This is a genomic window from Amycolatopsis bullii, assembly GCF_014654205.1.
Lineage (GTDB): Bacteria > Actinomycetota > Actinomycetes > Mycobacteriales > Pseudonocardiaceae > Amycolatopsis > Amycolatopsis plumensis.
This window is the reverse complement of the sequence record NZ_BNAW01000001.1, coordinates 327,760-352,403: the sequence shown is the minus strand read 5'-3', so window position 1 is coordinate 352,403 and position 24,644 is coordinate 327,760. Positions and strand designations below refer to the sequence as shown.

The 24,644-nt window shown below is 72.0% G+C and carries 26 protein-coding genes; 14 read left to right on the top strand and 12 right to left on the bottom strand.

Annotated features, from left to right (window positions below):
- Positions 1–4 precede the first annotated feature (4 nt).
- From IE317_RS01615 to hisG, 3 genes are all read left to right on the top strand, one after another.
- Positions 5–490 (top strand): methylated-DNA--[protein]-cysteine S-methyltransferase, encoded by a 486-nt coding sequence (locus IE317_RS01615; protein WP_191306212.1) that lies wholly within the window; start codon positions 5–7, stop codon positions 488–490.
- Positions 491–956: 466 nt separating this feature from the next.
- The gene (locus IE317_RS01610) at positions 957–1,220 is read left to right on the top strand and encodes a phosphoribosyl-ATP diphosphatase (protein ID WP_043784093.1); all 264 of its coding nucleotides are present in this window, start codon (positions 957–959) and stop codon (positions 1,218–1,220) included.
- A 29-nt stretch (positions 1,221–1,249) separates the two neighbouring features.
- The gene (hisG, locus tag IE317_RS01605; protein ID WP_191306210.1) at positions 1,250–2,095 is read left to right on the top strand and encodes an ATP phosphoribosyltransferase; all 846 of its coding nucleotides are present in this window, start codon (positions 1,250–1,252) and stop codon (positions 2,093–2,095) included.
- Positions 2,096–2,170: 75 nt separating this feature from the next.
- Here hisG and IE317_RS01600 read toward each other — a convergent pair whose 3' ends face one another.
- The 4 genes from IE317_RS01600 to IE317_RS01585 all read right to left on the bottom strand — a co-directional run bounded on the left by IE317_RS01600 (position 2,171) and on the right by IE317_RS01585 (position 6,165).
- Positions 2,171–3,322 (bottom strand): IS481 family transposase, encoded by a 1,152-nt coding sequence (locus IE317_RS01600; RefSeq protein ID WP_191306209.1) that lies wholly within the window; start codon positions 3,320–3,322, stop codon positions 2,171–2,173.
- A gap of 149 nt (positions 3,323–3,471) precedes the next feature.
- Complete coding sequence (locus tag IE317_RS01595; RefSeq protein ID WP_191306208.1) at positions 3,472–4,410, bottom strand: ParA family protein; 939 nt, start codon at positions 4,408–4,410, stop codon at positions 3,472–3,474.
- A gap of 64 nt (positions 4,411–4,474) precedes the next feature.
- The gene (locus IE317_RS01590) at positions 4,475–5,266 is read right to left on the bottom strand and encodes a thioesterase family protein (protein WP_191306207.1); all 792 of its coding nucleotides are present in this window, start codon (positions 5,264–5,266) and stop codon (positions 4,475–4,477) included.
- Positions 5,266–6,165, bottom strand: coding sequence for a RecB family exonuclease (locus tag IE317_RS01585; protein ID WP_191306206.1), 900 nt, complete (start codon positions 6,163–6,165; stop codon positions 5,266–5,268). Before IE317_RS01585 ends, IE317_RS01590 begins: the two co-directional genes overlap by 1 nt.
- A 304-nt stretch (positions 6,166–6,469) precedes the next feature.
- Here IE317_RS01585 and IE317_RS01580 point away from each other — a divergent pair, with 304 nt between their 5' ends.
- Together IE317_RS01580 and IE317_RS01575 are read left to right on the top strand one after the other, a co-directional pair.
- The gene (locus tag IE317_RS01580; protein WP_191306205.1) at positions 6,470–7,621 is read left to right on the top strand and encodes a site-2 protease family protein; all 1,152 of its coding nucleotides are present in this window, start codon (positions 6,470–6,472) and stop codon (positions 7,619–7,621) included.
- Between the two features lie 62 nt (positions 7,622–7,683).
- Positions 7,684–8,514: a tRNA (adenine-N1)-methyltransferase gene (locus IE317_RS01575; RefSeq protein WP_191306204.1), complete on the top strand. Its 831-nt coding sequence runs from the start codon at positions 7,684–7,686 to the stop codon at positions 8,512–8,514.
- A 4-nt stretch (positions 8,515–8,518) separates the two neighbouring features.
- Here IE317_RS01575 and IE317_RS01570 read toward each other — a convergent pair whose 3' ends face one another.
- Positions 8,519–8,968: a hypothetical protein gene (locus IE317_RS01570; RefSeq protein WP_191306203.1), complete on the bottom strand. Its 450-nt coding sequence runs from the start codon at positions 8,966–8,968 to the stop codon at positions 8,519–8,521.
- A gap of 10 nt (positions 8,969–8,978) precedes the next feature.
- The gene (locus IE317_RS01565; RefSeq protein WP_191306202.1) at positions 8,979–10,013 is read right to left on the bottom strand and encodes a hypothetical protein; all 1,035 of its coding nucleotides are present in this window, start codon (positions 10,011–10,013) and stop codon (positions 8,979–8,981) included.
- A 368-nt stretch (positions 10,014–10,381) separates the two neighbouring features.
- Here IE317_RS01565 and arc point away from each other — a divergent pair, with 368 nt between their 5' ends.
- Positions 10,382–12,184 (top strand): proteasome ATPase, encoded by a 1,803-nt coding sequence (arc, locus tag IE317_RS01560; protein WP_191306201.1) that lies wholly within the window; start codon positions 10,382–10,384, stop codon positions 12,182–12,184.
- A gap of 51 nt (positions 12,185–12,235) precedes the next feature.
- Here the strand turns inward: arc and IE317_RS01555 are convergent, their stop codons facing one another.
- Positions 12,236–13,162 (bottom strand): DMT family transporter, encoded by a 927-nt coding sequence (locus IE317_RS01555; protein WP_191306200.1) that lies wholly within the window; start codon positions 13,160–13,162, stop codon positions 12,236–12,238.
- A 76-nt stretch (positions 13,163–13,238) separates the two neighbouring features.
- On the opposite strand from IE317_RS01555, the gene IE317_RS01550 reads away from it, so the two are divergent.
- Positions 13,239–14,063, top strand: coding sequence for a DUF3626 domain-containing protein (locus IE317_RS01550; RefSeq protein WP_191306199.1), 825 nt, complete (start codon positions 13,239–13,241; stop codon positions 14,061–14,063).
- Here the strand turns inward: IE317_RS01550 and IE317_RS01545 are convergent.
- Together IE317_RS01545 and IE317_RS01540 are read right to left on the bottom strand one after the other, a co-directional pair.
- The gene (locus IE317_RS01545) at positions 14,052–14,933 is read right to left on the bottom strand and encodes a TIGR03620 family F420-dependent LLM class oxidoreductase (protein WP_373308953.1); all 882 of its coding nucleotides are present in this window, start codon (positions 14,931–14,933) and stop codon (positions 14,052–14,054) included. The genes IE317_RS01550 and IE317_RS01545 overlap by 12 nt on opposite strands.
- Positions 14,934–14,999: 66 nt before the next feature.
- A complete protein-coding gene (locus IE317_RS01540; RefSeq protein WP_191306198.1) occupies positions 15,000–15,338 on the bottom strand; it encodes an ArsR/SmtB family transcription factor in 339 nt (112 codons plus the stop codon).
- Between the two features lie 47 nt (positions 15,339–15,385).
- Here IE317_RS01540 and IE317_RS01535 point away from each other — a divergent pair, with 47 nt between their 5' ends.
- Genes IE317_RS01535 through IE317_RS01525 form a run of 3 tightly spaced genes read left to right on the top strand, consistent with a single transcriptional unit; the run spans position 15,386 to position 17,327 of the window.
- A complete protein-coding gene (locus IE317_RS01535) occupies positions 15,386–15,721 on the top strand; it encodes a hypothetical protein (RefSeq protein WP_191306197.1) in 336 nt (111 codons plus the stop codon).
- Positions 15,718–16,653, top strand: a complete 936-nt coding sequence (locus IE317_RS01530; RefSeq protein WP_191306196.1) for an aldo/keto reductase — start codon at positions 15,718–15,720, stop codon at positions 16,651–16,653. The genes IE317_RS01535 and IE317_RS01530 overlap by 4 nt, the downstream gene beginning before the upstream one ends.
- Positions 16,654–16,706: 53 nt before the next feature.
- A complete protein-coding gene (locus IE317_RS01525; protein ID WP_191306195.1) occupies positions 16,707–17,327 on the top strand; it encodes a hypothetical protein in 621 nt (206 codons plus the stop codon).
- Here the strand turns inward: IE317_RS01525 and IE317_RS01520 are convergent.
- Positions 17,318–17,836: an NUDIX hydrolase gene (locus tag IE317_RS01520; RefSeq protein ID WP_191306194.1), complete on the bottom strand. Its 519-nt coding sequence runs from the start codon at positions 17,834–17,836 to the stop codon at positions 17,318–17,320. The genes IE317_RS01525 and IE317_RS01520 overlap by 10 nt on opposite strands.
- A gap of 41 nt (positions 17,837–17,877) precedes the next feature.
- Between IE317_RS01520 and dop the strand changes: the two genes are divergently transcribed.
- The 4 genes from dop to prcA all read left to right on the top strand — a co-directional run bounded on the left by dop (position 17,878) and on the right by prcA (position 21,483).
- Positions 17,878–19,380, top strand: a complete 1,503-nt coding sequence (gene dop, locus IE317_RS01515; protein WP_191306193.1) for a depupylase/deamidase Dop — start codon at positions 17,878–17,880, stop codon at positions 19,378–19,380.
- Positions 19,381–19,465: 85 nt separating this feature from the next.
- The gene (locus IE317_RS01510; protein WP_013226725.1) at positions 19,466–19,660 is read left to right on the top strand and encodes a ubiquitin-like protein Pup; all 195 of its coding nucleotides are present in this window, start codon (positions 19,466–19,468) and stop codon (positions 19,658–19,660) included.
- A gap of 114 nt (positions 19,661–19,774) precedes the next feature.
- Complete coding sequence (gene prcB, locus IE317_RS01505) at positions 19,775–20,629, top strand: proteasome subunit beta (protein ID WP_191306192.1); 855 nt, start codon at positions 19,775–19,777, stop codon at positions 20,627–20,629.
- A gap of 53 nt (positions 20,630–20,682) precedes the next feature.
- Entirely contained in the window at positions 20,683–21,483 is an 801-nt protein-coding gene (gene prcA / locus IE317_RS01500) for a proteasome subunit alpha (RefSeq protein WP_191306191.1), read from the top strand.
- Between the two features lie 309 nt (positions 21,484–21,792).
- Here the strand turns inward: prcA and IE317_RS01495 are convergent, their stop codons facing one another.
- On the bottom strand, positions 21,793–23,007 hold the full coding sequence (locus IE317_RS01495) for an alpha/beta hydrolase (protein ID WP_191306190.1): 1,215 nt from the start codon (positions 23,005–23,007) through the stop codon (positions 21,793–21,795).
- Positions 23,008–23,111: 104 nt separating this feature from the next.
- Positions 23,112–24,536 carry a bifunctional phosphatase PAP2/diacylglycerol kinase family protein gene (locus tag IE317_RS01490; protein WP_373308956.1) on the bottom strand — a complete coding sequence of 475 codons (1,425 nt, stop codon included), beginning with the start codon at positions 24,534–24,536 and terminating at the stop codon, positions 23,112–23,114.
- Positions 24,537–24,644 lie beyond the last annotated feature (108 nt).

Sequence of the window (24,644 nt, the reverse complement as noted above, 5' to 3'; positions counted from 1 at the left end):
CCCGATGCGCACCCACGCCGTCGTCGACAGCCCGTGCGGCCCGTTGACGCTGGTCGCCGAGGGGGCCGCGCTCTGCGGCCTCTACATGGTCGACCAGCGCCACCGCCCGGACGAGCTGACCTTCGGCTCGCACGACCCGGGCGCGGAGATCTTCGACCGCGCCGAAACCGAGCTGAAGGAGTACTTCGCCGGGCAGCGCCACGAGTTCGAAGTGCCGCTGGCCTTCGTGGGCACGCCGTTCCAGCAGGCGGTCTGGGCCCAGCTCCGTAAGATCCCGTACGGCACGACGATCTCCTACGGCCAGCTCGCCGACCGGCTGGGCAACCCGGCGGCGTCGCGGGCGGTGGGCCTGGCCAACGGCAAGAACCCGATCGGCATCATCGTCCCCTGCCACCGGGTGGTCGGCTCCACCGGCTCCCTCACCGGCTACGGCGGCGGCCTCGAGCGCAAGCGGTACCTGCTGGACTTCGAGCAGGGCGCGCTGTTCTGAGACATGACGGGGAATCGGGTGGGCCAGGGAACTGCCACCACTCCGGGCTCCGGCGCCGGGGTGTCCGGAATCGGGCAACGCCGAGCCCTCGCGGGCAATCCGGCGCGCGGCCGACCGGTGCCCGGCGGCCGAAGTGCCCGGCGGCGGACCCGTTGCAGCCCGGCGGCGGAACGCCAAAGCCCGGGCCCGGCGGAGATCCCCGGCGAACGGCGCCCAAGACCGGCTCCTGGCGACCGGCGCTCGGCGAGCTCGCGCCGCCCGCGGCGGCGATCGGCGCCGGTCGCTCCCGAGCCATGCCGCAGGCGGCCCGGGTTCGGCTCATCAGCCGCCGGCGGCAACCTTGCCGCCCTCTCGTCCGGCCGGATCCCAGTTCGTGGGAAGCCGCGTCCACGGCCGTGTGAGATGGGATGCATCCGCGGCGGGGCGAAGCGGCGTCGGGGGTTGCGGGATGGAAGGATTCCGGACCGTGAAGACCTTCGATGAGCTGTTCGCGGAGCTTGCCGAGCGCGCGCGTACCCGTCCCGACGGGTCCGGCACCGTCGCCGCCCTGGATGCCGGGGTGCACGCCCAGGGTAAGAAGGTGCTGGAGGAAGCCGGCGAGGTGTGGATCGCCGCCGAGCACGAGTCCGACGAGCGCCTCGCCGAGGAGATCTCCCAGCTGCTGTACCGGGTGCAGGTGCTGATGCTCGGCCGTGGCCTGTCGACCGAGGACGTCTACCGCTACCTGTGACGGGTCGCTCGAAGAACGAGGAGAAAGCAATGCTGCGTGTTGCCGTGCCGAACAAGGGAGCCCTCGCCGCCGCGGCGACGGAGATGCTCGGCGAGGCGGGCTACCGCAAGCGGCATGAGCAGCGCGACCTGACCGTGCTCGACCCGGTGAACGAGGTCGAGTTCTTCTTCCTGCGCCCCAAGGACATCGCGATCTACGTCGGCTCCGGCGAGCTCGACCTCGGCATCACCGGCCGCGACCTCGCGCTCGACTCCGGCGCCCCGGTCGAGGAGGTCCAGGCACTGGGCTTCGGCGGCTCGACGTTCCGCTACGCCGCCCCGGCGGGCCGGGAGTGGAAGCCGGCGGACCTGCACGGCAAGCGGCTCGCGACGTCCTACCCGCGGCTGGTCCGCGACGACCTCGCCCGCCACGGCGTCGAGGCCGAGGTGATCCGCCTCGACGGCGCGGTGGAGATCTCGATCCAGCTCGGCGTGGCGGACGCGATCGCCGACGTCGTCGAGTCGGGCCGGTCGCTGCGCCAGCACAACCTGGTGGCCTTCGGCGACCCGATCTGCGTGTCGGAAGCGGTGCTGCTGCAGCGCCGGGGCACCGAGCAGAGCAAGGCGAAGTCGCAGCTGGCCGCGCGCCTGCGCGGGGTCGTGTTCGCGCAGCAGTACATGATGCTGGACTACGACTGCCCGCGGACGCTGGTGGAGCGCGCGATCGCGATCACGCCGGGCCTGGAGTCGCCGACGGTCGCCCCGCTCGCCCACGAAGACTGGGTGGCCGTGCGCGCCATGGTGTCGCGCAAGAAGGTCAACCAGATCATGGACGAACTGGCCGAGGTCGGCGCCAAGGCGATCCTGGCCTCCGACATCCGCTCCTGCCGCCTCTGACCGCGCACCCGTCGTGAGTGGCAAGGCGGGTCAGCACCCGCTGTGCTGTCTCAGGACCTCACGGACAGATGTGTCTCAGGACTTTCTGGACAGTGTGTGGTTGGTGAGGCGTTGGTAGCGTACCGAGCGGTCTAGCGTGAGCTGGCGGGTGACGGTGTCGCCGATCATGACGGTGACGCGGTCGCCTTGCCAGTAGACGCTGGCGGTGCGGCCGGCCCAGGTGCGTCCCAGGACGATGGAACAGCCGGAGAACGCGATCACGCCGGTGGCCGAGACCGGTCGGGTGGTCACGCCGCTGGGCCGGTGTGGGCCGGTGGCGGGGATGGCGTTCGGTCGGGCGTCGTAGCGCTGCTGGGGTGTGTCGCCGTTGAGGCTTTGGTGGCGGCGGTGGTTGTAGATCTGTCGGTACTCATCGAGCAGGTCCTGCAGTTCGGTGAGGGTGCTGGCGGGTGGGCGGGCGGCGAGCCATTTCTGCAGGGTCTGGTGGGCGCGTTCGTTCTTCCCGCAGGTCTGGGGGTGGTGCGGGGTGGCAGCGATGGTGGTGACCCCGAGCGCGGCGAGCCGGCGTTCCAGTTCGACCATCCACCCGCGGTGGCGGCCGGTGAAGGCCAGGCCGTTGTCGGACAAGATTCTGACCGGCAGGCCGTAGCCGGCGAACGCTCGTTGCAGGGCGGCCCAGGTGCCGGCGGTGGTTTCACCGGCTGCGGCGTAGGTGCCGACGTCGAGGCGGGAGTGGTCGTCCAGGATCTGGATGATGCAGACGGTGGTGCCGTCGGCGAGGTGGTGTTCCATGCCGTCGATCTGCCAGCAGCCGTTGGGGTCGGCGTAGCTGAACCGCCGCCGGGTCCTGGGGCGTTTGCGTGGCTGGGCCACGATCTGGCCTCGTTCGCGCAGGATCCGGTAGATCGACACCCGGGAGGGCAGGGGGTGGAACCCGGCGTCCTGCAGCCGCCAGCGGATCGAGATCGGCCCGTTGTCCAAGCCTGCCTCGGCCAGCTGCTTGCGGGCCCGCAGCACCGCCTCGACCACCTCCAGCGCGAGCGCGGTGGGGTGATGGTGCGGGGCGGTGCTGCGGCGGGTGAACCCGTCGGCGCCCTCGGCCCGGAACCGGGTCACATACCGGTAGAAGGTGTCCCGGGACAGTCCGTGCTCGCGGCAGAACACCGCGACGTTGATCTTCTCCCCGCCCGCGGCCCGAGCGACCGCGGCGACGAACTGAGGATCCATCGCAAACCCTGCTCTGCCCATCGCCGCATGATCGGTACAACCCACCCGATCACGACACCGACAGGCCGGTCAGTGTCCGTGAGGTCCTGAGACATCAACTGTCCGACAACTCCTGAAACTCAACAGCGGGTCAGCACCCGCCTTGCCACTCACGAGCGGGGGCGGTTGGGCTTCTTGGGCAGCAGGTCGTAGAGGCCCTTGCGGGCGCCGTTGTCGTTGACGTTGCGGGCCACCGCGACCTCGGAGATGAAGTCCTCGAAGACGAACTCCTCGTCGGCCGGGACCACCGCCGGCGCCGCGTTCTGCTCCAGGTAGCTGTCCAGCGTCTCGGCGATCTCGCGGAAAGACAGCGCTTGCAGCGTCTCGGGCGCGTACGTCGTCACCGGGACGCCGTGCGCCGCCGCCTCGTTCATCACCACACCCAGCGGCAGGTGCGACAGCATCGGAATGCCGAAGTCGTACATCTCCTGCAGTGCCGCGGCCGCGTAGTGCGAGATCGGCCGCCGGTACAGGCTCGGCACCAGGCCGAACCACGACAGTGGCTGCCGCCCGACGGTCTGCTCGACGTACCGGACCTGGTCGGCCAGCAGCCGCAGCGCCCGGATGCTCGTCTTGTCCGGCTGGACCGGCACGAGGATGCCGTGCGACGCCGCCAGCGCGTTGTTCGTCAGCACGTCCAGCGCCGGCGGGCAGTCGATGACGCAGTGGTCGTAGTTGGCGAACTGGATGACCCGCGCGAGCTGCCAGCCGGGGACGCGGAACGAGTCGAGCCGCCGGATCAGGTCGAACATGCCCGGGGACGTCGGCACGACGTCGAGCGCGCCGCCGCGGCCGAGGTTGCTGCGCGGGTGTGGCACGACGAGTTCCTCGATCGGGCCCTTCCACGTCTTGGCCAGCGCCTTCGCCAGGCTCGGCTGGTCCGCGGCCACCTCGGACAGCCCGAGCATCTCGGTCGTCGCGTGGCCCTGCGGGTCGAGGTCGACCAGGAGCACCCGGCGGCCCCGCTCGGCCAGTGCGGCCGCGGTGCCGACGCTCAGAGAGGTCTTGCCGACCCCGCCTTTCTGGTTGACCACCGAGGTGATCTGCATGCCGGAGCGCTCCTCAAGTCGGTCGTTCCGCGAAGGTTATTGGATGCGGGCCCGTTGTGGGTGGCTATCCGCCCCCGGCCTGTCGCGGCCGGACCATCAGCGCCTGCGCGCCGGTGGCCACCGGTCCGCCGTCGTCGTGCAGGATGCTCGTCGCCGTGCCGATGCCGTGCGTGCCGACCAGCGTGACCGCGTCGAGGCCGATCCACTCGCCCGCCGGCACCCGCCGCAGGTGGACGGTCAGCTCGGAGTTGATGAACCACCACTGCCGCGGGTCGAGGTAGTTCGACACGCCGTTGCCGGAGTCGGCGACGGCGAACAGCCGCTGCAGGCCGCTCGGCTCCTCGCCGTCGACCAGCGGGACGCGCTGGCGCGCCCACACCGCCGCCGGGCCGGGCGCGTCCATGCCGCCGCGCACCGCGCGCCACTCGACCGCGTCGAGGTAGCCGCCCTGCCAGCCCTCCGGCCACGGCGACTCTTCGACGCTGCCCGGCCCGGGCAGCAGCGGGCCGGCGTCGGTGGCGACCGCCGCCGTGTCCGACGTCGCGATGCGCCACGCCGAGGCGCGCGCCACCACCCGCTCGGCGCTCGCCAGTTCGGCCTGCAGCAGCTCGACCGACCGGCCGGGCCGTTCGACCCGGGCCCGCACGGTGAGCTCGGCGACCGGGGCCGGGCCGAGGATCTCGACGGTGACGCGCGCGAGTTCGGCCGGGTGCGCGGTTTCGACGTTTTCGAGGGCCCGGACGAGCAACGCCGACGGCGGGCCGAAGTGCTGGGCGTCGGGGGTCCAGGGCCCGGCCGTGTGCCCGGTCGCGGAGAACCGGCCGTCGCCGAGCGGGACGTAGAAGGCGTCGGCCATCAGTCGGCCCGGTCCAGGGGCGTCTCGTCGCCCGCGTCGGGCTCCGGCCAGCCGGGGTAGGCGGGTGGGGTGCCGCCGTACTCGGGGCAGTGCGCCTGGTGGTCGCACCAGTTGCACAGCTTGCTCTTGTTCGCCCGGAAGTCGCCGGTCTTGCCCGCCTTGAGGATGGCCTGCCAGATGGCCTCCAGGGTGCGCTCGAACCGCAGCAGCTCGGCTTCGTCGGGCGTGTAGGCCAGCGACTGGCCGTCGGTGAGGTACATGAGCTTCAGCTGGCGGGGCACTATCCCGCGCAGCCGCCACAGGACCACGGCGTAGAACTTCATCTGGAACATCGCCTTCGCCTCGCCGATCTCGCGCGGCGCGGCGCCGGTCTTGTAGTCGACGACCCGGATCTCGCCGGTCGGGGCGACGTCGAGCCGGTCGATGTAGCCGCGCAGCAGCACGCCGGAGCCGAGCTCGATCTCGACGTGCAGCTCGCACGCCTCGGGTTCGAGCCGCCGCGGGTCTTCCAGGTCGAAGTAGGCGTCGAGGAGCTTTTCGGCCGACCGCAGCCATTCGGCGTGTTCTTCGGGCTTTTCGCCGTCGAACAGCTCGGTCCACTCCGGACGGTCCGCGGACAGGTCCGTCCACGCCGGGCCGAGCAGCTCCCGGGCCTGGGCGGGGACGCGCTCGGCCGCCGGGAGGGCGAACAGGCGCTCCAGGACCGAGTGGACGAGCGTGCCGCGCAGCTGGGCCTTGGTCGGGACTTCGGGCAGCCGGTCGACCGCGCGGAACCGGTAGAGCAGCGGGCACTGCTTGAAGTCGCTGGCCCTCGACGGCGACAACGCGGGCCGCCGCCGTACCTCGGTGGCGACGGCGGAGGCGGGGGAGTCGGTGGTGACGGTGTCGGCGTCGGGCATGGGCAGAGCGTAACGCCGGGGTCCGACAGTTCCGGCGACCGCAACGCCCGCCACCCCGGACGACCGCGTACCGGAAGGGTCGGCTTGCGTACCCCGACGGTCGGTTTGCGTACCGGAAGGGTCGGTTGGTGTACCCACGGGGTCGGTTCGATCCCGGCGCCGCCCGACCCCCCCAGGAACGCAGCCGACCCTCCGGGTACGCAAGCCGACTGCCCGGGTACGCAGGCCGACCCTTCGGGTGCGCGGGCCACACCGGTGGGGGCGGATCACTCCGTACCCACACCCGGGGCTCTAGGCTCTCCGCATGGCCGCGACCAGTGAGCAGGGCACCGGGGGCACCCGGCAGGCCGTCCGCTCGGACGGTGGCCTCCTGCTGTTCCGGGTCGCCGGGGTGCCGGTGCTGCTCGCGCCGTCGTGGTGGGTCGGCTCGCTGATCGTCGTCGTGCTGTACGCGCCGCTGGTCGGGCGGCTGCTCCCGGAGGCCTCCGCGACGACGTCGTGGCTGCTCGCCGGGGCGTTCGCGCTGCTGCTGGGCTTGTCCGTGCTCGCCCACGAACTCGGGCACTGCCTGGTCGCGCTGCGGCTGGGGATTCCCGTGCGGCGGCTGCGCCTGTTCCTCCTCGGCGGCCTGTCCGAAGTGGCCAGGACGCCCAAGCGCCCCGGCGACGAAGGCCTGGTCGCCGCGGCCGGGCCCGCGGTGTCGCTGCTGCTCGGCGGCTTCTGCGGCCTGCTGATGTTCGCCGTGCCCCCGGACGGTGCGGTCTGGCTCCTGGTGGCCGAGTGCGCGGTGGCGAACCTCGCCGTCGGCGTCTTCAACCTGCTGCCCGGGCTGCCGCTGGACGGCGGCAGGCTGGTCCGCGCCGGGGTGTGGGCGGTCACCGGCATCCGCGCCAAGGGCACCCGCGCGGCGGTCGCCGGCGGCGCGGTCGTGGCCGCCGGGCTGCTGGTCTGGGCCTTGTGGGGCCTGGCGACCGCGAGCCCGGACCGCTGGCTGCGGCTGGGCGTCTGCGTGGTGACGGCGTGGTTCGTGATCCTCGGCGCCCGCTCGGAGCTGGCCGCCGAAGCACGCCGCACGTGGCCGGACGGCCTGGTCCTCGGCGAACTGGTCCGGCCGGTGCTGCAGCTGCCCGCCGAAAGCCCGGTGTCGGACGCGCTGGCCGCGTCGGCCGGCCGCGGTGTGGTCCTGGTCCGCGCCGACGGCGTGGCGGCCGGGCTCCTGGACGAAGGCGCGGCCGAGCGGCTCGCGAGCTCCTCGCCGCACGCCCCGGCCGAGTTCGCGGCCGAGCCGATCCGGGCCGAGACCGTGCTGCTGGCCTCGGAGCCGGGCGAGGACGTCGTCGAGCGGGTCCGTGAAACCGCGGCGTGGCAGTTCCTCGTGGTCGACGACGAGGGCCGCCCGGCGGGCGTGCTCCGCCGGGACGACCTGCGGGCCGCGCTGAACCGCCGCACCCGCTGAGTCACCGGCCCACGCGGCCTGCGAAGATCTGGCGTCGGCCAAACGGGTTACAGGAGGAAGTGTTGTCGGTCAGCGGACCGTTTCGCGCGGGTGATCGGGTGCAGTTGACCGACTCGAAGGGGCGGCACTACACCCTGACGCTGGCCGCCGGTGGTGAGTACCACACCCACCGCGGCGCACTGGCCCACGACGACCTGATCGGCCGTCCCGAAGGGTCGGTGGTCACGTCCGCGGGCGGGTCGACCTACCTCGCGCTGCGCCCGCTGCTGCCGGACTACGTGCTCTCGATGCCCCGCGGCGCGCAGGTGATCTACCCGAAGGACGCCGCGCAGATCGTGATGTGGGGCGACATCTTCCCGGGTGCGCGCGTGCTCGAGGCGGGCGCCGGCTCGGGGGCGCTGACCTGCTCGCTGCTGCGGGCGGTCGGCCCGGCCGGGCGCGTGCACTCCTACGAGATCCGCGACGACCACGCCGAGCACGCCGAGCGCAACGTGGTGAAGTTCTTCGGCGAGAAGCCGGCCAACTGGTCGCTCACGGTGGCCGACCTGGCCTCGCACGAGGGCGAGGTCGACCGCGTCGTGCTGGACATGCTCGCGCCGTGGGACCAGCTGCCGAACGTGGCCGCCCACCTGGTGCCGGGCGGCGTGCTGACCGTCTACGTCGCGACCGTGACGCAGCTTTCGCGGGTCACGGAGTCGCTGCGCGAGCAGCAGTGCTGGACCGAGCCCGAGTCGTGGGAGACGCTGATGCGCCCGTGGCACGTGGTGGGCCTGGCGGTCCGCCCGGACCACCGGATGGTGGCGCACACGGCGTTCCTGCTGACCGCGCGCCGGCTGGCGGACGGCACCGTGTCCCCGCGGGTCTCGCGCCGTCCGAGCAAGGGCAAGGGCTGACCGCCTAGCCCGGCACGCACCACCGGCCGTTCTCCTTGCGCAGCGGGAAAGGCGTGTCCTTCGTCCCGCCCGCCGCTTCGACGTGCACCTTCGCCGTCGCGGACTCGCCGCGCAGTTCCGGGGGTGCGGCCAGCTTCGCCGTGACCGGGCCGGCGGCGTCCCACGTCCGCTGCAGGCCCGCGAGCGCTTCGGCGGTCTGCGGGCGGCACGTGAGCTTCCCGAACGCCGCCGAGTCGTGGCGGGCGATCGCGTCGACGATCGCGCGGGCCAGCACCGCCACCGCGGCCGTGTCGGCCTGGTCGGGAGCCGGCGGCGGTGCCGACGGCCGGGCCGGCGGCGGCGTGGCCGACGCCGCGGGCGGGGAGCCGGCCGGGGCGACGAGCACCAGGCCCAGCACGACGCCCGCCCCGGCCACGCCGAGCAGGACCAGCCCGGCGGCGAACACGCGGTTCACCGCCGGGTGCTCACGAGCCGTCCGCCTGCACGTTGGACAGGCACCAGAGCCCGGACTCCTTCTGCGCCGACATCGTGCCGACCTTGGTCTTGCTGCCGTCGGTGGCGGAGTAGCGGGCGGTGGCCTTGTCGCCGGTCTCCTGCGGCGTGGCGGTCAGCTTCACCGTCACCTTCGGGATTTCGCCCGTGGTGCCCTCGTAGACGCTGCGGCAGATGGTGTCGCCGAGTGCCTTCTCGTCGCCGGCGTTGTAGGCCGAGATCGTCGAGTCGAACAGCTCCTGGGAGCTGGGCTTGCCGCCGGGGGCGGGGCCGCCCGCGGACTTGCTCTTCGGCGTCGACGGGCTGGCCGGCGCGGTGCTCTTGGGCTTCGGGGTGGACGCCTTCGGCGCGGTCGTCGGCGCCGCCGAAGTGCTGCTCGCCGGCGGTGCGGCGGTCTGCTCGTCGTTGCCGTTCATGAGGACGAACGCGGTGACGCCGCCGCCGACGAGCACGACCGCCGCGGCCGCGATGCCGACGATCAGGCCGGTCTTCTTCTTGGGCGGGGGCGCCTCGCCGAAGCTGCCGCCGCCGTACGGGTCGTGGCCGCCGAAGGACTGGGGCGGCCCGCCCCACTGGTCCTGACGGCCGTACTGCGGGTGGCCCTGCTGGGGCTGAGGGCCCGTCTGGGGCTGGTATCCGCCCTGGCCGGGCTGGTCGTACGGGCCGGCCTGGCCGTACTGCTGCGTGCCGTCGTACGGGCCCGGCTGGCCGTACTGCTGCGTCCCGCCGTCGTACCCGCCGGGCTGACCGTATTGCTGCGTGCCGTCGTACCCGCCGGGCTGGCCGTACTGCTGGGTCCCGTCGTACCCGCCGGGCTGGCCCCACTGCTGCGTGCCGTCGTACGGGCCCGGCTGGCCGAACTGCTGGGTGCCGCCGTAGCCGGGCTGGGCCTGGGGGCCGCTCTGGGGGTGGCCGCCCTGCGGGGGCCGGCCGTACGGATCGGGCTGCTGCCCGTAGCCGCCGGGCTGCTGGCCGTAGCCGCCCGGTTGCTGCGGCGGGTAGGTCATGGCGGGTGCCCCCTAGCGTTCCTTCGAGTGGCGCCCGGCCGTCGAGGCCGGTACAGCGTCGCCCGATGCTAGCCACCGGGCCGTCCCGCCGCGCGGTTAGGGCGGATCCGGCCGGATTTGCCCGGCTCCCGGGCGGGGGTTGGCCCTCTTCCGGGCGGGGTACTCCCGACGTGCTTGCTTCGTCCCGGCCCGGACGGACCCGCGACACACCGGCGCCACGGCACCGAAATGGCCGCTTGCGCTGCGGGAATGTCCGTGCTGGAGGGGGCAGGCAAACCGCGACGCGCCGATCTTGTGATCCGGAAAGGCCTTTTCTTGTCGGTGATCGCCGGTACCGTGGAATGAAAAGCACTCCGAGGAGGTGCCCGATGCATCATGACCTTCCCGGAGGTCGGCGCGAGGAGGCCGACCCTTCAGCAACATCCGGAGCTGGGACGACGGCGGACGAGCAGGCTCGGCAGATCCGTTTTCTCGAGGAAGAAGTGGCGCTGCTGCGCCGCAAACTGACGGACTCGCCACGGCAGAACCGAGTTCTCGAACAGCGGCTCGCCGAGGCCTCGGAAAGGGTGAGCCAGCTCACCGAACGCAACACCAAACTGGTCGAAACCCTGCGCGAAGCGCGAGGACAGCTCCTCGCCCTCCGCGAGGAGGTCGACCGGCTGGCCCAGCCACCGTCCGGGTACGGCGTCTTCGTCGAGGCGTACGAGGACAACACGGTGGACGTCTTCACGGCCGGCCGGAAGATGCGGGTGTCGGTCTCGCCCGCGGTCGAGATCTCGTCGCTGCGCCGCGGTCAGGCGCTGCGGCTCAACGAGGCGCTCACCGTGGTCGAGGGCGGCGGGTTCGAACGCACCGGTGAGGTGTGTGCGCTGCGCGAGGTGCTCGCCCCGGACGTCGAGGGCGGCAGCCCCCGTGCGCTCGTGGTCGGGCACGCGGACGAAGAGCGGGTGGTCCTGCTCTCCGACCTGCTGGCCGAGCAGCCGCTCAAGCCGGGCGACTCGCTGCTGGTCGACTCCAAGGCCGGCTACGCGTACGAGCGCGTGCCGAAGGCGGAGGTCGAGGACCTGGTGCTGGAGGAGGTGCCCGACGTCCGCTACGAGGACATCGGTGGCCTCACCCGGCAGATCGAGCAGATCAGGGACGCGGTCGAGCTGCCGTTCCTGCACGCAGACCTGTACCAGGAGTACCAGCTGCGGCCGCCGAAGGGCGTCCTGCTCTACGGCCCGCCGGGCTGCGGCAAGACGCTCATCGCCAAGGCGGTGGCGAACTCGCTGGCCAAGAAGGTGGCCGAGGCCCGCGGCGACGCCGCGGACGGGAAGTCCTACTTCCTGAACATCAAGGGTCCCGAGCTGCTCAACAAGTTCGTCGGGGAGACCGAGCGGCACATCCGCCTGATCTTCCAGCGGGCGCGGGAGAAGGCCTCCGAGGGCACCCCGGTCATCGTGTTCTTCGACGAGATGGACTCGATCTTCCGGACCCGCGGGTCGGGCGTGTCGTCCGACGTGGAGACCACGATCGTGCCGCAGCTGCTGTCGGAGATCGACGGTGTCGAAGGCCTGGAGAACGTCATCGTCATCGGCGCCTCCAACCGCGAAGACATGATCGACCCGGCGATCCTGCGGCCGGGCCGGCTCGACGTCAAGATCAAGATCGAGCGTCCGGACGCCGAAGGCGCGAAGGACATCTTCTCCAAGTACCTGGCCGAAGGCCTGCCGATCCACGCCGACGACCTCGCCGAGTTCGGCGGGGACCACAAGGCGACGTTCGACGCGATGATCCAGCACACCGTCGAGCGGATGTACGAGGAGAGCGACGAGAACCGGTTCCTCGAGGTGACCTACGCCAACGGGGACAAGGAAGTCCTGTACTTCCGCGACTTCAACTCGGGCGCGATGATCCAGAACATCGTGGACCGGGCGAAGAAGTCGGCGATCAAGTCGGTGCTGGAGACCCAGCAGCCGGGTCTCCGTGTGCAGCACCTGCTCGACGCGATCGTCGACGAGTTCGCGGAGAACGAGGACCTGCCCAACACCACCAACCCGGACGACTGGGCCCGGATCTCCGGCAAGAAGGGCGAGCGGATCGTCTACATCCGCACGCTCGTCACCGGCAAGAACCAGGACTCGGGGCGGGCGATCGACACCGCCACGAACACCGGTCAGTACCTATAGGTGCGAACGTGCGATGGGGTGGCCGCCGCGGCGGCCGCCCCATCGGCGTGTCTAACGGCGGACCAGTTCCGCTTCCGCCCGGGTTGAGCGGCGCAGGCGCAGCCGTCCGTGTGCGGCCAGGATGCCCAGCACCACCAGCAGCGCGCCGGCCGGCTGGTTCCAGCTCACGGGCTCGCCCAGCACGAGCACGCCGAGCAGCACCCCGACGACCGGCGTCAGGTACGTCACCGCCGAAGCGTTGGCCGCGCCCCAGGCGGCGATGATCCGGGTGTTCCAGGCGTACGCGATGCCTGTGCCGAAGACGCCGAGCGCGAGCATGCTCGCCACCACCGGCAGGTCGAGGCGCACCGGCGTCGCCGCGATCACCGGGGTCAGCAGGCCCAGGATCACCGTCGCCGACGCCGTCTGCCCGAACGCGACGACCACCGGATCCGTCCCCCGCGGTGAGACGAACCGGCGCAGGTACACGAAACACGCGCCGTAGCAGGTCGTCGCACCGAGACAGGCCAGCTGGGCCGTCAGCTGGTGGGACACGTCGATGCCGTGCCACACCCCGACGATCGTGAGCACGCCGGCGAACCCCAGCAGCAGGCCGAGCACCCGCGGCGGCGTGAACCGCTCCTCCGGCAGCGCCGCGGCCGCCAGCAGCATCGTGACCAGCGGCGTCGTCGCGTTGAAGATGCTGGCCAGCCCGGACGAGATGTACTGCTCCGCCCACGAGAACAGCAGGAACGGCACCACGCACAACAACACCGACACGACCGCGAGGTGGCCCCACAGCACCGGATCGCGGGGCAGCGGCCGTCGGCGCACCAGCAGCAGCACGGCCAGCGCGAGCGCACCCAGCCCGACACGGGCGAGCGCGACCTGACCGGGGGAGAGCCCGCCCAGACCCACCTTGATGAACAGGAAACTCGCACCCCACACCACCGCCAGCAGCGCGAACCGCACCGTGACCCCGAACTCCGCCGATCGCATGGCCGCAGTCAAACGGCCGGACCGGCCGCGAAGCCAGTGGTTTTCCGACGCCGTGTTGTGTATAACGACCTATACCATGGGGCAGGAATGGCAGACAGCAGTCGAATACGTCGCCGCCCGGGTCGATGGGCCGCCACTGCCGGCGGAGATGGACGTCACGATCCACTTCCACCCGGACCGGCTGGTGGGAGCGGTGCCGCTGCTGCGGCACTGGCTCACCGACGGCGTCTACCGCTCCCAGTTCGAGACCGGCACCGGCAACGGCGGCCTGACCGCGCACCCGGGCGGGGCCCGCTGGCACTGGGAGCACCGGATGTTCGGCGGGGTCTACGACACCCTGCCGCCCGCGTCCCGTCCGAAGTACGGCTCGCTCAACCACCGCCGCCGTCCCGCGGGCGGCTCGGTCCGGTTCGGTTCCGCGCACTTCCGGCTCCGGCGTGCCGTGCTGGAGCGGGTGACGTTCTGCTACCCGGACAGCTTCCGCGAGCCGGCCGACTTCGGCACGGCCGCGCACATGCCGCTGATCCCCCTCGTCGAAGCCGACGCGCCCGACGAGCTCGACGACTACGTCGAGGCCCACGTCCACGGCCCGCTCCGGCTGTCGTCCGACGTCGCGGCCCTGGTGCTGGACCCGTCGTTCCGCGGCACCGACGTCGAAGCGGCGGCCGCGGAGTTCCCCTTCCCGGTCTGCTGGCACCACGGGTTCCGGCTGCCCGTGGCGAAGCTCGCCGAGCACGCGGACTACCGCGGCGAGGACGCCGTGCGGGCCGGCGAAGACATCGCCGAGGACGGGTGGCTGGACGCCCGCGTCATCGGCGACGCCGTCCGCGCCGGCCGGCACGACCCCCAGGTGCTCAAGCGCGTGTGGCACTGCACCGCGCGGTTCGGCCTACGCGGGTAGCAGCGCTTCGGTGAGCCGTCGCCAGTGCGGCATGGCCGAGGTGCCCGGCTCGACCCCGATGACCTGGACGCCGACGTGGTCGGCGCCCGCGTCGAGGTGCCGCTGGAGCTTCGCGGTGATGGATTCGAGGTCGCCCCAGAACACCAGGTCGTCGACGAGCCGGTCGCTGCCGTGGCCGCCGTCGATGTCGGCTTCGGTGTAGCCGAGCCGGAGGAACTTCGCGATGTTGTACTTCGTGGTGAGGTACGGGTGCAGGTGCTTGCGGGCGATCTCGCGAGCCTTGGCCGCGTCGGTCTCGAACAGCACGGCGTGCTCGACGCCGAGGAGCGGGCCGGTGCCGAGGATCTCCCGCGCCTGGGCCGTGTGTTCCGGCGTCACGTGGTAGGTGTGCGCCCCCTCCGAGCGGTCCCGGGCCAGCTCCAGCATCTTCGGGCCGTACGCCGCGAGCAGCCGCCGCATCGGGGCCCGCGGGGCGGGGTTGACGTGCTTGTCGGCGTCCAGCGCGTCGAGGTAGTCGTTCATCGCCCGAAGCGGCTTCGCGCCGGGCTTCCCGGCGCCGAAACCGAGGCCGAGCAGGTGGCGGTCCGGGTAGGCGTCGGCCAGCAGCAGGGCCGCGCCGCGGGTCCACTGCGCCTCGCGGGACCAGATCTGCGCGATGCCGTTCACGACGGTGAGGCGTTCGGTGGCGGACAGGAGGAACCCGGCGTGCGTGAGGGCTTCCCGGCCCTCGCTCTCCGGGATCCAGATCGCGGGCCAGCCGAGTTCCTCCAGCTCCTGCACCGAGTCCCGGATCAGGCCGGCCGGCTGGTCCTCGAAGTCGAACGTCCAGATCCCGTAGCGGCCGAGCCGCATGTTCTCGATCATACCCATAAATCGAAGTATCGCAGATTTACGATGTGAGACGCCGGCAGGGGTGGCGAACGGGAGCAGGGGGAGTCAGAGGGAGTGGCCGAGCACCGCGACGAACTCGGCGATCCGGGCTTCGTCACGCTTGTAGTGCGTCCACTTGCCGACCCGCGTCGCCCGGACCAGCCCGGCTCGCTGCAGCGACGCCATGTAGGCCGACACGGTCGACTGCGCCAGCCCCAGCTTCTCCTGGATGTGGCTCACGCACACGCCGACCTCCACCGGGTCGGCGATCGCCCGCTCGACCGGGAAGTGCCGCTCCGGCTCCCGCAGCCACTGCAGCACCTGCAGCCGGACGGGGTTCGCGAGCGCCTTGAACACGTCGAGCAACCGCTCGACGTCGGCCGGGGATGAAGTGTGCGTCGTCATGGTGTGGCGCCCAGTATATCGGCGTATAACGACCTATACTCAGCGCCGTGACCGAAGAAACCCGGCCCCGTGCGCCCATCACCGAAGCCGCCGTCCTGGCCTGGCTGGAGACGACGGCCGCCGCCGTCGAAGCGGGGGAGGTGAGCGCCCCGGAACTCATCGACATGCTCGGCGAGCTGCGCCGGGCGTCCGCGGCCTGCGCCGACGCGTCCGACTGGCTGCTCCTCGCGGCGCGCGAAGGCGGCGCCAGCCTGCGCCAGATCGCGCCGGTGTTCGGCAAGGGCTACGTCCGGGCCCCGGCCGCCCGCCTCGAGAAGCTGCACCGGCAGGCCCAGAACGCGAGCCAGTGGCTGGCCATCCTGCGGCACAAGCAGACGGCATGAGCGTGGACCGCATCGCCCTCGGCCTGGCCGCGCTGGGCCGTCCCGCGTACATCAACCTCGGCCGGGACGGGGCACTGCCGCCGGTGCGGGACGTCGCTTCGATGCGTGCGGCGACGTTCGCGGTGCTCGACGCCGCCTACGCCGCGGGCGTCCGGCACGTCGACGCCGCCCGCTCGTACGGCCGTTCCGAGGAGTTCCTGGCCGGCTGGCTCGCCGAACGCGGGCACGCCGACGTGGAGGTCTCCAGCAAGTGGGGTTACGCCTACGTCGGGGAGTGGCGGCTCGAGGCCGATGTCCACGAGGTGAAGGAGCACTCGGCGGCGCGGTTCGCCGCGCAGTGGGCGGAAACCCTGGCCCTGCTGGCGGATCGGGTCGGGCTCTACCAGGTCCATTCGCTCACTGTGGACAGTCCGTTGTTCGCCGACGAGCCGTTGCTGGAAGCGCTCGCCGAGCTGGCCGCGAACGGGGTCGCGGTGGGGTTTTCGACGTCCGGGCCGGCCCAGGCGGCGGCGATCGAGCGGGCGTTCGCGGTGGAAGCGGCCGGGCGGCCGGTGTTCTCCGCGGTGCAGTCGACGTGGAACGTCCTGGAACCGTCCGCGGGGACGGCCCTGGCGGCGGCGCACGCGGCCGGGAAGCGGGTGCTGGTCAAGGAAACCCTGGCCAACGGCAGGCTCGCGGTCGAAGCGCCGGCCGCGGTGCGGGAGATCGCGGCGGCACACGGCACCGGGCCGGACGCGGTCGCGGTGGCCGCCGTGCTGGCGAACGACTGGGTGGACCGGGCGGTCATCGGCCCGGCGAGCCCGGCGCAGCTCGCGGCGAACCTGCGGGCCACGGCCCTGGAACTCACCGCGGCGGAACGGGATGCGCTGGCGGCGCTCGCCGAGGAACCCGGGGCGTACTGGCGACACCGGTCCTCCTTGGCGTGGGACTGAGGGGCTGCACTACCCTTCGCAGGCACGCCACCCACGACAGGAGGCCGGAGCAGGTGCGTCATCGGCAGGCGATCGCGTTGGCCGCGGTCGCGTTGGTCGGCCTCACGGGCTGCGACGGGCCCGACCCGAACAACCTCGAGACGTACTACGACGATCCGGTGCCCACGTCGTCGACCGCGCCGCCGGCCCCGGCTCCGAAGACGTCGGAAGTCCCGATGAGCCCGGCGAAGGCGACCCCGGCGGCACCCGATCTCGGCGGGCTCGCGCAGCGGGCGCTGCTGTCCGACGCCGACGTCGCCGAGGAAGGCGTGCAGCCGGCTTCGGGGGAGGCCTCGGGGTGCCTGACCGGCCCGGCGTCGGCCGGCAGCCGGACCGCCACCTGGCACTACCCCAGCGGGTCGGTGCTGAGCCATCGCGTCGTCGCGTACCCGGACCGCACCGCGGCCGGGGTGGTCGCGGACGCGGACTGCGCGGGCCGGACGGTGAGCGTCCCGGCGCAGGCCGGGGTCGAGCGCCAGCGGGCGTGGTGCGAGGGCAAGACCTGCACCGTGTTGCTGGCGAAGGGAAGCCTCGTGTCCGTGCTGACCGTCTCGGCGAGCACGGAGACCCGGGCGGTGGACGCGGCGAAGCGCCTGCTGCCCGCGATGACGGCGAAGCTCGCTGCTCAGCCGTAGCGGCGGAACCACTCCTGGACGCCTTCGCGGCCGTCGGGGATGAAGGGCAGGTCCGGGGCCGGGTCGTCGACCCAGGCCCGCAGTTCGGCCAAGGTGATCCAGCGGCCTTCGACGATCTCCTCGGCCTGGTGGCGGATCGGGCCGTCCCAGCGGACCTCGAAGGCGAAGTTGTGGCAGCGGTTGCGGCCGTCGTCGTAGACCTTGGTGAACAGCGGCACGGGTTCCACTCCGCGGACGCCGAGTTCTTCGGCGAGTTCGCGGCGGGCGCACTCGGCCGGGGTCTCCCCGGCGGCCACCACACCGCCGGCCCAGCAGTCCCAGGTGGAGGGGAACACGTCCTTCCCGGGGGTGCGGAGGTGCACGTAGACCGCGTTTCCATCACCCGAACGGACCAGGACGACGCCGGCGGCGTGCCACAGCGCGCCGGCGCGGACCCGGGCGCGCGTGGTGCTGCCGACCACCGCGCCGGCCTGGTCATAGAGGGCAACGAGTTCGTCACTGCCTGGCATGGGTGCATCGTTCCACTAGGACGACCCCGTAGGGTGGGCGTATGCGGCGGATCATGGGAACCGAAGTCGAGTACGGCATCTCCGTGCCGGGCGACGCGACGGCGAACCCGGTACTCACCTCCACCCAGGTCGTGCTGGCGTACGCGGCGGCGGCCGACATCCCGCGCGCCCGGCGGGCCCGGTGGGACTACGAGGTGGAGAGCCCGCTGCGGGACGCGCGCGGGTTCGACCTGACCGGGCCGGGCGGCCCGGGCCACGACCCCGACGTCGAGGACCTCGGCGCGGCGAACGTCATCCTCACCAACGGGGCGCGGCTGTACGTCGACCACGCGCACCCGGAGTACTCCGCCCCCGAGGTGACGAACGCGCGCGACGCGGTCATCTGGGACAAGGCGGGCGAGCGGGTGATGGAGGAGGCGGCGATGAAGGCCGCTTCCGTGCCGGGTCAGCCGCAGCTGCAGCTGTACAAGAACAACGTCGACGGCAAGGGCGCGAGCTACGGCACGCACGAGAACTACCTGATGGCGCGGTCGACGCCGTTCACCGCGGTGATCGCGGGGCTGACGCCGTTCTTCGTGTCGCGGCAGGTGGTGACCGGTTCGGGACGGCTCGGGATCGGCCAGCAGAGTGAAGAGGCCGGGTTCCAGCTCTCCCAGCGTGCGGACTACATCGAGGTCGAGGTCGGCCTGGAGACCACGCTCAAGCGCGGGATCATCAACACCCGCGACGAGCCGCACGCGGACGCGGACAAGTACCGGCGGCTGCACGTCATCATCGGCGACGCGAACATGTCGGAGTACTCGACGTACCTGAAGGTCGGGACGACGGCGCTGGTGCTGGACCTGATCGAGTCGGGCATCCGGTTCGACGACCTGAAGCTCGACGAGCCGGTCAAGGCCGTCCACCAGATCAGCCACGACCCGACGCTGAAGACCCAGGTCGCGCTGGCCAACGGCAAGAAGTACACCGGGCTGGACCTGCAGTTCGCCTACCACGAGATCGCCTCGCAGAACCTCGAGCGCACCGGCGCCGACGAGGCCTCGAAGGAGGTCCTGCGGGTCTGGGGCGAGATCCTGGACGCGCTGGCGCGCGACCCGCAGGAGTGCGCGGACCGGCTGGACTGGCCGGCCAAGCTGCGGCTGCTGGAGGGCTACCGGCAGCGCGACAACCTGGCCTGGGGCGCGCCGCGGCTGCGGCTGGTCGACCTGCAGTATTCGGACGTGCGGCTGGCGAAGGGCCTGTACAACCGGCTCGTCACGCGCGGGTCGATGAAGCGGCTGGTCTCGGAGGAGGAGGTGCTGGCCGCGGTGACGACACCCCCGTCGGACACGCGCGCCTACTTCCGCGGCCGGGCGCTGGAGAAGTACGCGACGTCGATCGCGGCGGCTTCGTGGGATTCGGTCATCTTCGACGTCGGCAAGGAGTCGCTGGTGCGGATCCCGACCCTGGAGCCGCTGCGGGGCACGAAGGCGCACGTCGGCAAGTTGCTGGACAACGCGGCGACGGCGGAGGAGCTGGTGGAGGCGCTCACCGGTTCGGACTAGGCGGTTGGCACACCGATCGCGGCGTTGCCCCGAATGTCGGGGCCGCTGGGTAGGCTAGGAATCATCAGCCACACCGGGAGGCGAGATGGCCCAGGAAAAGATCGAAAAGCACGGCGGTGGTGACTCCGACGAGGAGTTCGACGACACCGGCGCGGCGGGTCAGGAGCGGCGCGAAAAGCTCGGCGAGGACGTCGACACGATCCTCGACGAGATCGACGACGTGCTCGAGGAGAACGCCGAGGACTTCGTCCGGGCCTACGTGCAGAAGGGCGGCGAGTAGCCGCTGTCGAGGGCACTGCGCCCTTGCCGACCGTTCAGCAGGCGGCCGGGGTTCCGCGTGGCGGCTGGCCGTCCGCGGGGCTCCGGCCCGCACAGATGGGATTTTTGAGCACGTATGGACAACACCAGGGGCATCTCGGGTCCCGCGCTGCCTGCGGCGTACTTCTCCTCGGCGACGTCGTCGTTTTCGGACTTCCTGCGCGTGCAGGCGCCGGAGCTGCTGCCCGAGCGGCGCGTGGCACCGGGCGCGGCGGAGCTGGGCGTGCCGCACGGCACGACGATCGTGGCGTGCACCTTCGCCGGCGGGGTGCTGATCGCGGGTGACCGGCGGGCGACGTCGGGGAACCTGATCGCCAGCCGCGACATCGAAAAGGTGCACGTCACCGACGAGTATTCGGCGGTCGGCATCGCGGGCACGGCCGGGCTGGCCGTGGAGATGGTGCGGCTGTACGCGGTCGAGCTGGCGCACTACGAGAAGATCGAGGGCGTCTCGCTGTCGCTGGACGGCAAGACGAACAAGCTGGCCGGGATGGTCAAGGCGAACCTCGAGATGGCGATGGCCGGGCTGGCGGCGATCCCGTTGTTCGTCGGCTACGACCTGGAGGCCGAGGACGCCAAGCACGCGGGCCGCATCGTGTCGTACGACGCCGCGGGCGGGCGCTACGAGGAGAACGGCGGCTACGCGGGCATCGGCTCGGGTTCGCTGTTCGCGAAATCGGCGTTGAAGAAGCTGCACGACCCGGACGCCGACGTCGAGGGCGCGGTGCGGGTGGCGGTGGAGGCCCTGTACGACGCAGCGGACGACGACACGGCATCGGGCGGCCCGGACCTGGTGCGCCGCATCTTCCCGAGCGTCGTGACGATCACCGCGGAGCGCGGCGCAGTGCAGCTGTCGGAGTCGGAGACGGCGGCGGTGGCCGAAGCGGTGGTGGCCGGGCGGATCGAGCGCCAGCAGCGCCGGCTGTCCTGACCGGGGCCTGAACCAGTGAACGTTGGAACACCGAAAGACCTGGAGCGCACACCGTGACGATGCCGTTGTATGCCTCTCCCGAGCAGCTGATGCGGGAGCGTTCCGAGCTGGCGCGCAAGGGCATCGCGCGCGGCCGGAGCGTGGTGGTGCTGAAGTATTCGGGCGGCGTGCTGTTCGTGGCGGAGAACCCCTCGGCCACGCTGCACAAGGTCTCCGAGATCTACGACCGCATCGGTTTCGCGGCGGTCGGGCGCTACAGCGAGTTCGAGAACCTGCGCGTGGCGGGCATCCGCCACGCGGACCTGAAGGGCTACCAGTACGACCGCCGCGACGTGAGCGCGCGGGCACTGGCGAACGCGTACGCGGCGACGCTGGGCAGCATCTTCACCGAGCAGCTGAAGCCGTTCGAGGTCGAGGTCTGCGTCGCGGAGGTCGGCGCGGGCCCGGCGGAGGACCAGCTCTACCGCCTGACCTACGACGGCTCGATCTTCGACGAGCCGCAGTACGTGGTGATGGGCGGCCAGAACGAGAAGATCGCGGCCAAGCTGAAGGAGACCTTCGAAGACGGCATGGACCTGCAGGCGGCCCTCGGCGTGGCGGTGGCGGCCCTGAGGGCCCCGAGCCAGCCGGCCCCGGCAGCATCCTCGTCGAGCAGCTCGTCATCGTCCTCCTCGGCGGCCAACTCGGCGAACGGCAACGGAGACGCGGACCCGATCAAGCTCGAGGTGGCGGTCCTGGACCGCGACCGCCCCCGCCGCGCATTCCGCAGGCTCACCGGAGCAGCACTGGACACGTTGCTCCCGGTCCCGGACCCCCACGGCGAAGAGCCGGAGAGCAAGCCCGAAGGCGAGTGAGTTCCCGACGGAACGAGTGGGGCGTGGCCGAGAGGCCGCGCCCCACTCCCGTTTCGATGAGCGGGCAACGATCAGCACAACACCTCCGGCCACACCCCCCTGCCGACCCGATACGCAGCCGCATCAGCGGCCGACAGGCCGTGTCAAGGCACGCTTTCCCGCCTTGACACGGCCTGTCGGCCGTTGAACAATCCGGCGTTCGGGCCGGCGGGGAAGAATCCGGCAGAACTCAATCCGGCAGAACTCCCAACAGGGAGAGTCCCAACGACAGAGTCAGCCGCCCAGCCGGACCACGCGAGATCCACGGACTCAGGACGCCGCAGGCGAGGTCCGGAAGTTCTGGTCGGCGAACGCCAGCAGGTACGGCAGGGTCGCCCGGGCGGTGTGCCAGGTGTGGTTGAAGCCGCGTTCGGCGTGGACCACCGCCTCCTGCCCCCTGGCGTGCAGCGCGTCGGCGATCCGGTGGGCCGTCGAGACGTCGGTGGGCGCGCCGGTGCCGACCGCGAGCATCACCGAGATCGGTGCGCTGAACTTCATCGTCGGCAGGTAGCGGCGGGGCGTGTTGGCGGCGATGGCCGCCCGGTTGCCGTCGAGGATGCCGATCGAGTCGTTGAGGTCGTCGTAGGGCAGGGCGATCACCAGGGTGGCGAATTCGTCGACGTGGTGGAGGCCGATGTTCAGCGCCCCGAAACCGCCGCCGGACATGCCGCCCAGTGCCCGGTGGGTGCGGTCGGCGAGCGTCCGGTACCGCTGATCGATCCCGGGGACCACGGTCCCGGCCAGGTAGCTCTCCAGCTGCGGCCCGCCGGGAACGTTCAGGCACTCCCAGTCGGTACTCGGATTGCCGGCGGTCATGTCCACGCTGACCACGATCATCGGCGCGATGACATTGGCCTGTTGCAACGCCTGAAGCGTCCCCGGGGCGTCCCCGGAGGTGAGCCAGTCCCGCGGCCCCCCGAAGGGATACCCGTGGATGAGGTAGACGACCGGATACCGCCGCTGGGGGTCACTGTCGTACCCGGGCGGCAAGATGACGTAGTTGCTCCCCGACGGAACCCCGTGGGCCGGATCAGGGAGGTTGACGACGTCGATGCGCTGCCCGGCCGCCGCGGTGCCCGCGCCGGGCCGCGGCGCCGGCGAAGACGCAGCGTCCGACGACGGCTCCGGAGCTTCCTTGCCGTCGTCGAGCAGCCGGCCGGCGTAGTTGACGACACCGGGGCCGCGCTGGAGGAGCCGGGCCAGGTCGTCGGAGGTGCGGACGTACCCGACGTAGCTGTTGAGCGCGGTGACCGCCGCGATCAGCAGGAGCACGCCGAAGGCGGTGAACCCCCAGCGCCGGACGCGGCGGCGGTACCACAGCGCGACCACGACGGCGAGCACGGCGACGGCGGCCGAGGCGAAGCCGAGCCAGATCAGCGGCGACTCGAGCGGGCCCAGGTCACGGGCCCGGGCGGTGACGTCACCCGGCAGCACCGGATCGACGGCGGCCCGGTGGATGACGCTCGCCAGGCCGTGCCCGTCCATCTGCTCCCCGCTCGTCCCCTGGCCGCGGGCAGGAGGGCCCGCAACTCGATCGCGAAACTAGCCGGGGCCGCCTGTGGGTTCGTTGAGAAAAGGTAAAGCAACCTTTACTGGCGGTAGAGCGTCAGGGCGCTGGGGCGCGACCGGAAGCGGAACCGGTTGCCGAGCGGGCCGACCTCGCCGTCGGTGGCGACGCGGCGGTTGCCGTCGAGCAGTTCGACGTCCAGTTCGGGCAGGTCCAGCTCCTGGTAGACGTGGCTGGCGGCGAGGCTGCGGGTGATCATCGCGAGCAGGAACCGGGCGCGCGAGTAGGGCAGGTCGGCCCGCAGGTAGCGGATGTCGAGCAGGCCGGTGTCGAGCGCGGGCCGCCGGCTCGGGGCGAACCCCTTCGGCGCGTACGTGCCGTTGCCGACGAACAGCAGCCAGACCTGCGTCTTCTTGCCGTTGAGCCGGACGGTGAGCGGCTTGGCGTGCCGCAGCGTCCGGGCCAGCGCGATCGCCGCCGAGGGCCACTTGGGGTGCTTTTCCTGCAGCTTCTCGCGCAGCCGGACCATCTCGGGGTAGCCGCCGAGGCTGGCGGTGTTGACGAACCAGCGGTGGTCCGCCTCGCCGGCGCCGTCGATTTCGACCTCGCCGAGGTCGACGCGGACGGCGTTGCCCACCTCGGTCGCCGCGTCGGCGTCGGGCATGGAGCCGATGCCGACGTCGCGGGCGAAGTGGTTGAGCGTCCCGGCCGGGACCAGGGCGAGCGGCAGGCCGCGTTCGGCGGCGACCGAGGCCACCGCGGCGACGGTGCCGTCCCCGCCCGCGACGGCCAGCGCGCGGATCGTGCCGCGGGCGTCGATCTCGGCTTCGAGCTGGGCGCGCAGGCCCCGGTCGGGGTCCGGGTAGAGCAGCGTGGCCTTCGGCCAGGCGAACTTGACGTCGTCGGTCGGGTCCTGGCCCGCCACGCCGGAGTTCGGGTTGACGACCGCCAGCATGTCCTCGCCGTCGACCATCTCGGGGGCGTCCGCGTCGCGGGTCGCGCGGCCCGGGATGTCGTCGTGCAGCGGCCACCAGTGCCGGGTGGCCAGGCCGACCCCGACACCGATGCCCAGGCCGACGCCGACGTCGGAGGGCCAGTGCACGCCGGTGTGGACCCGCGAGTAGGCCACCGCCAGCGCCAGCGGGGCCACGGCCAGGCCGGCCCGCGGCGACTCCATCGCCACGGCCGTGGCGAAGGCCGCCGCGGACGCCGAGTGCCCGGACGGGAACGACGAGGACGTGGGCCGTTTCCGCAGGCGGCGGCGCATCGGCGTCTCCTCCTCGGCCGGGCGGCGGCGCGGGAAGAGCGGCTTGCCGATGAGGTTGGCCGCGGCGCTGGCCCCGGCGATCGCGACCACCCCGCGCAGCGCGGCCCGGCGGGTCTCGCCCGGGCGCGCGGCCAGCAGCGCGGCGACGCCCCACCACAGGCGGGACTTGTTCGCCGATCTGGACAGCGCCATCAGGGCGTCGTCGGCTTTCGAAGCGGGCAGCGCGGCGCTGCGGCGCATCAGGGCGCGGTCGGTCCGGCCGACCCGCCGGAAGGCCCGGATGAGCTGGTGTGACAAGGAGTCCGCCTTCCGCGTGACGTCAAGAGCCGTGCTCCAATCGTGCCTGAT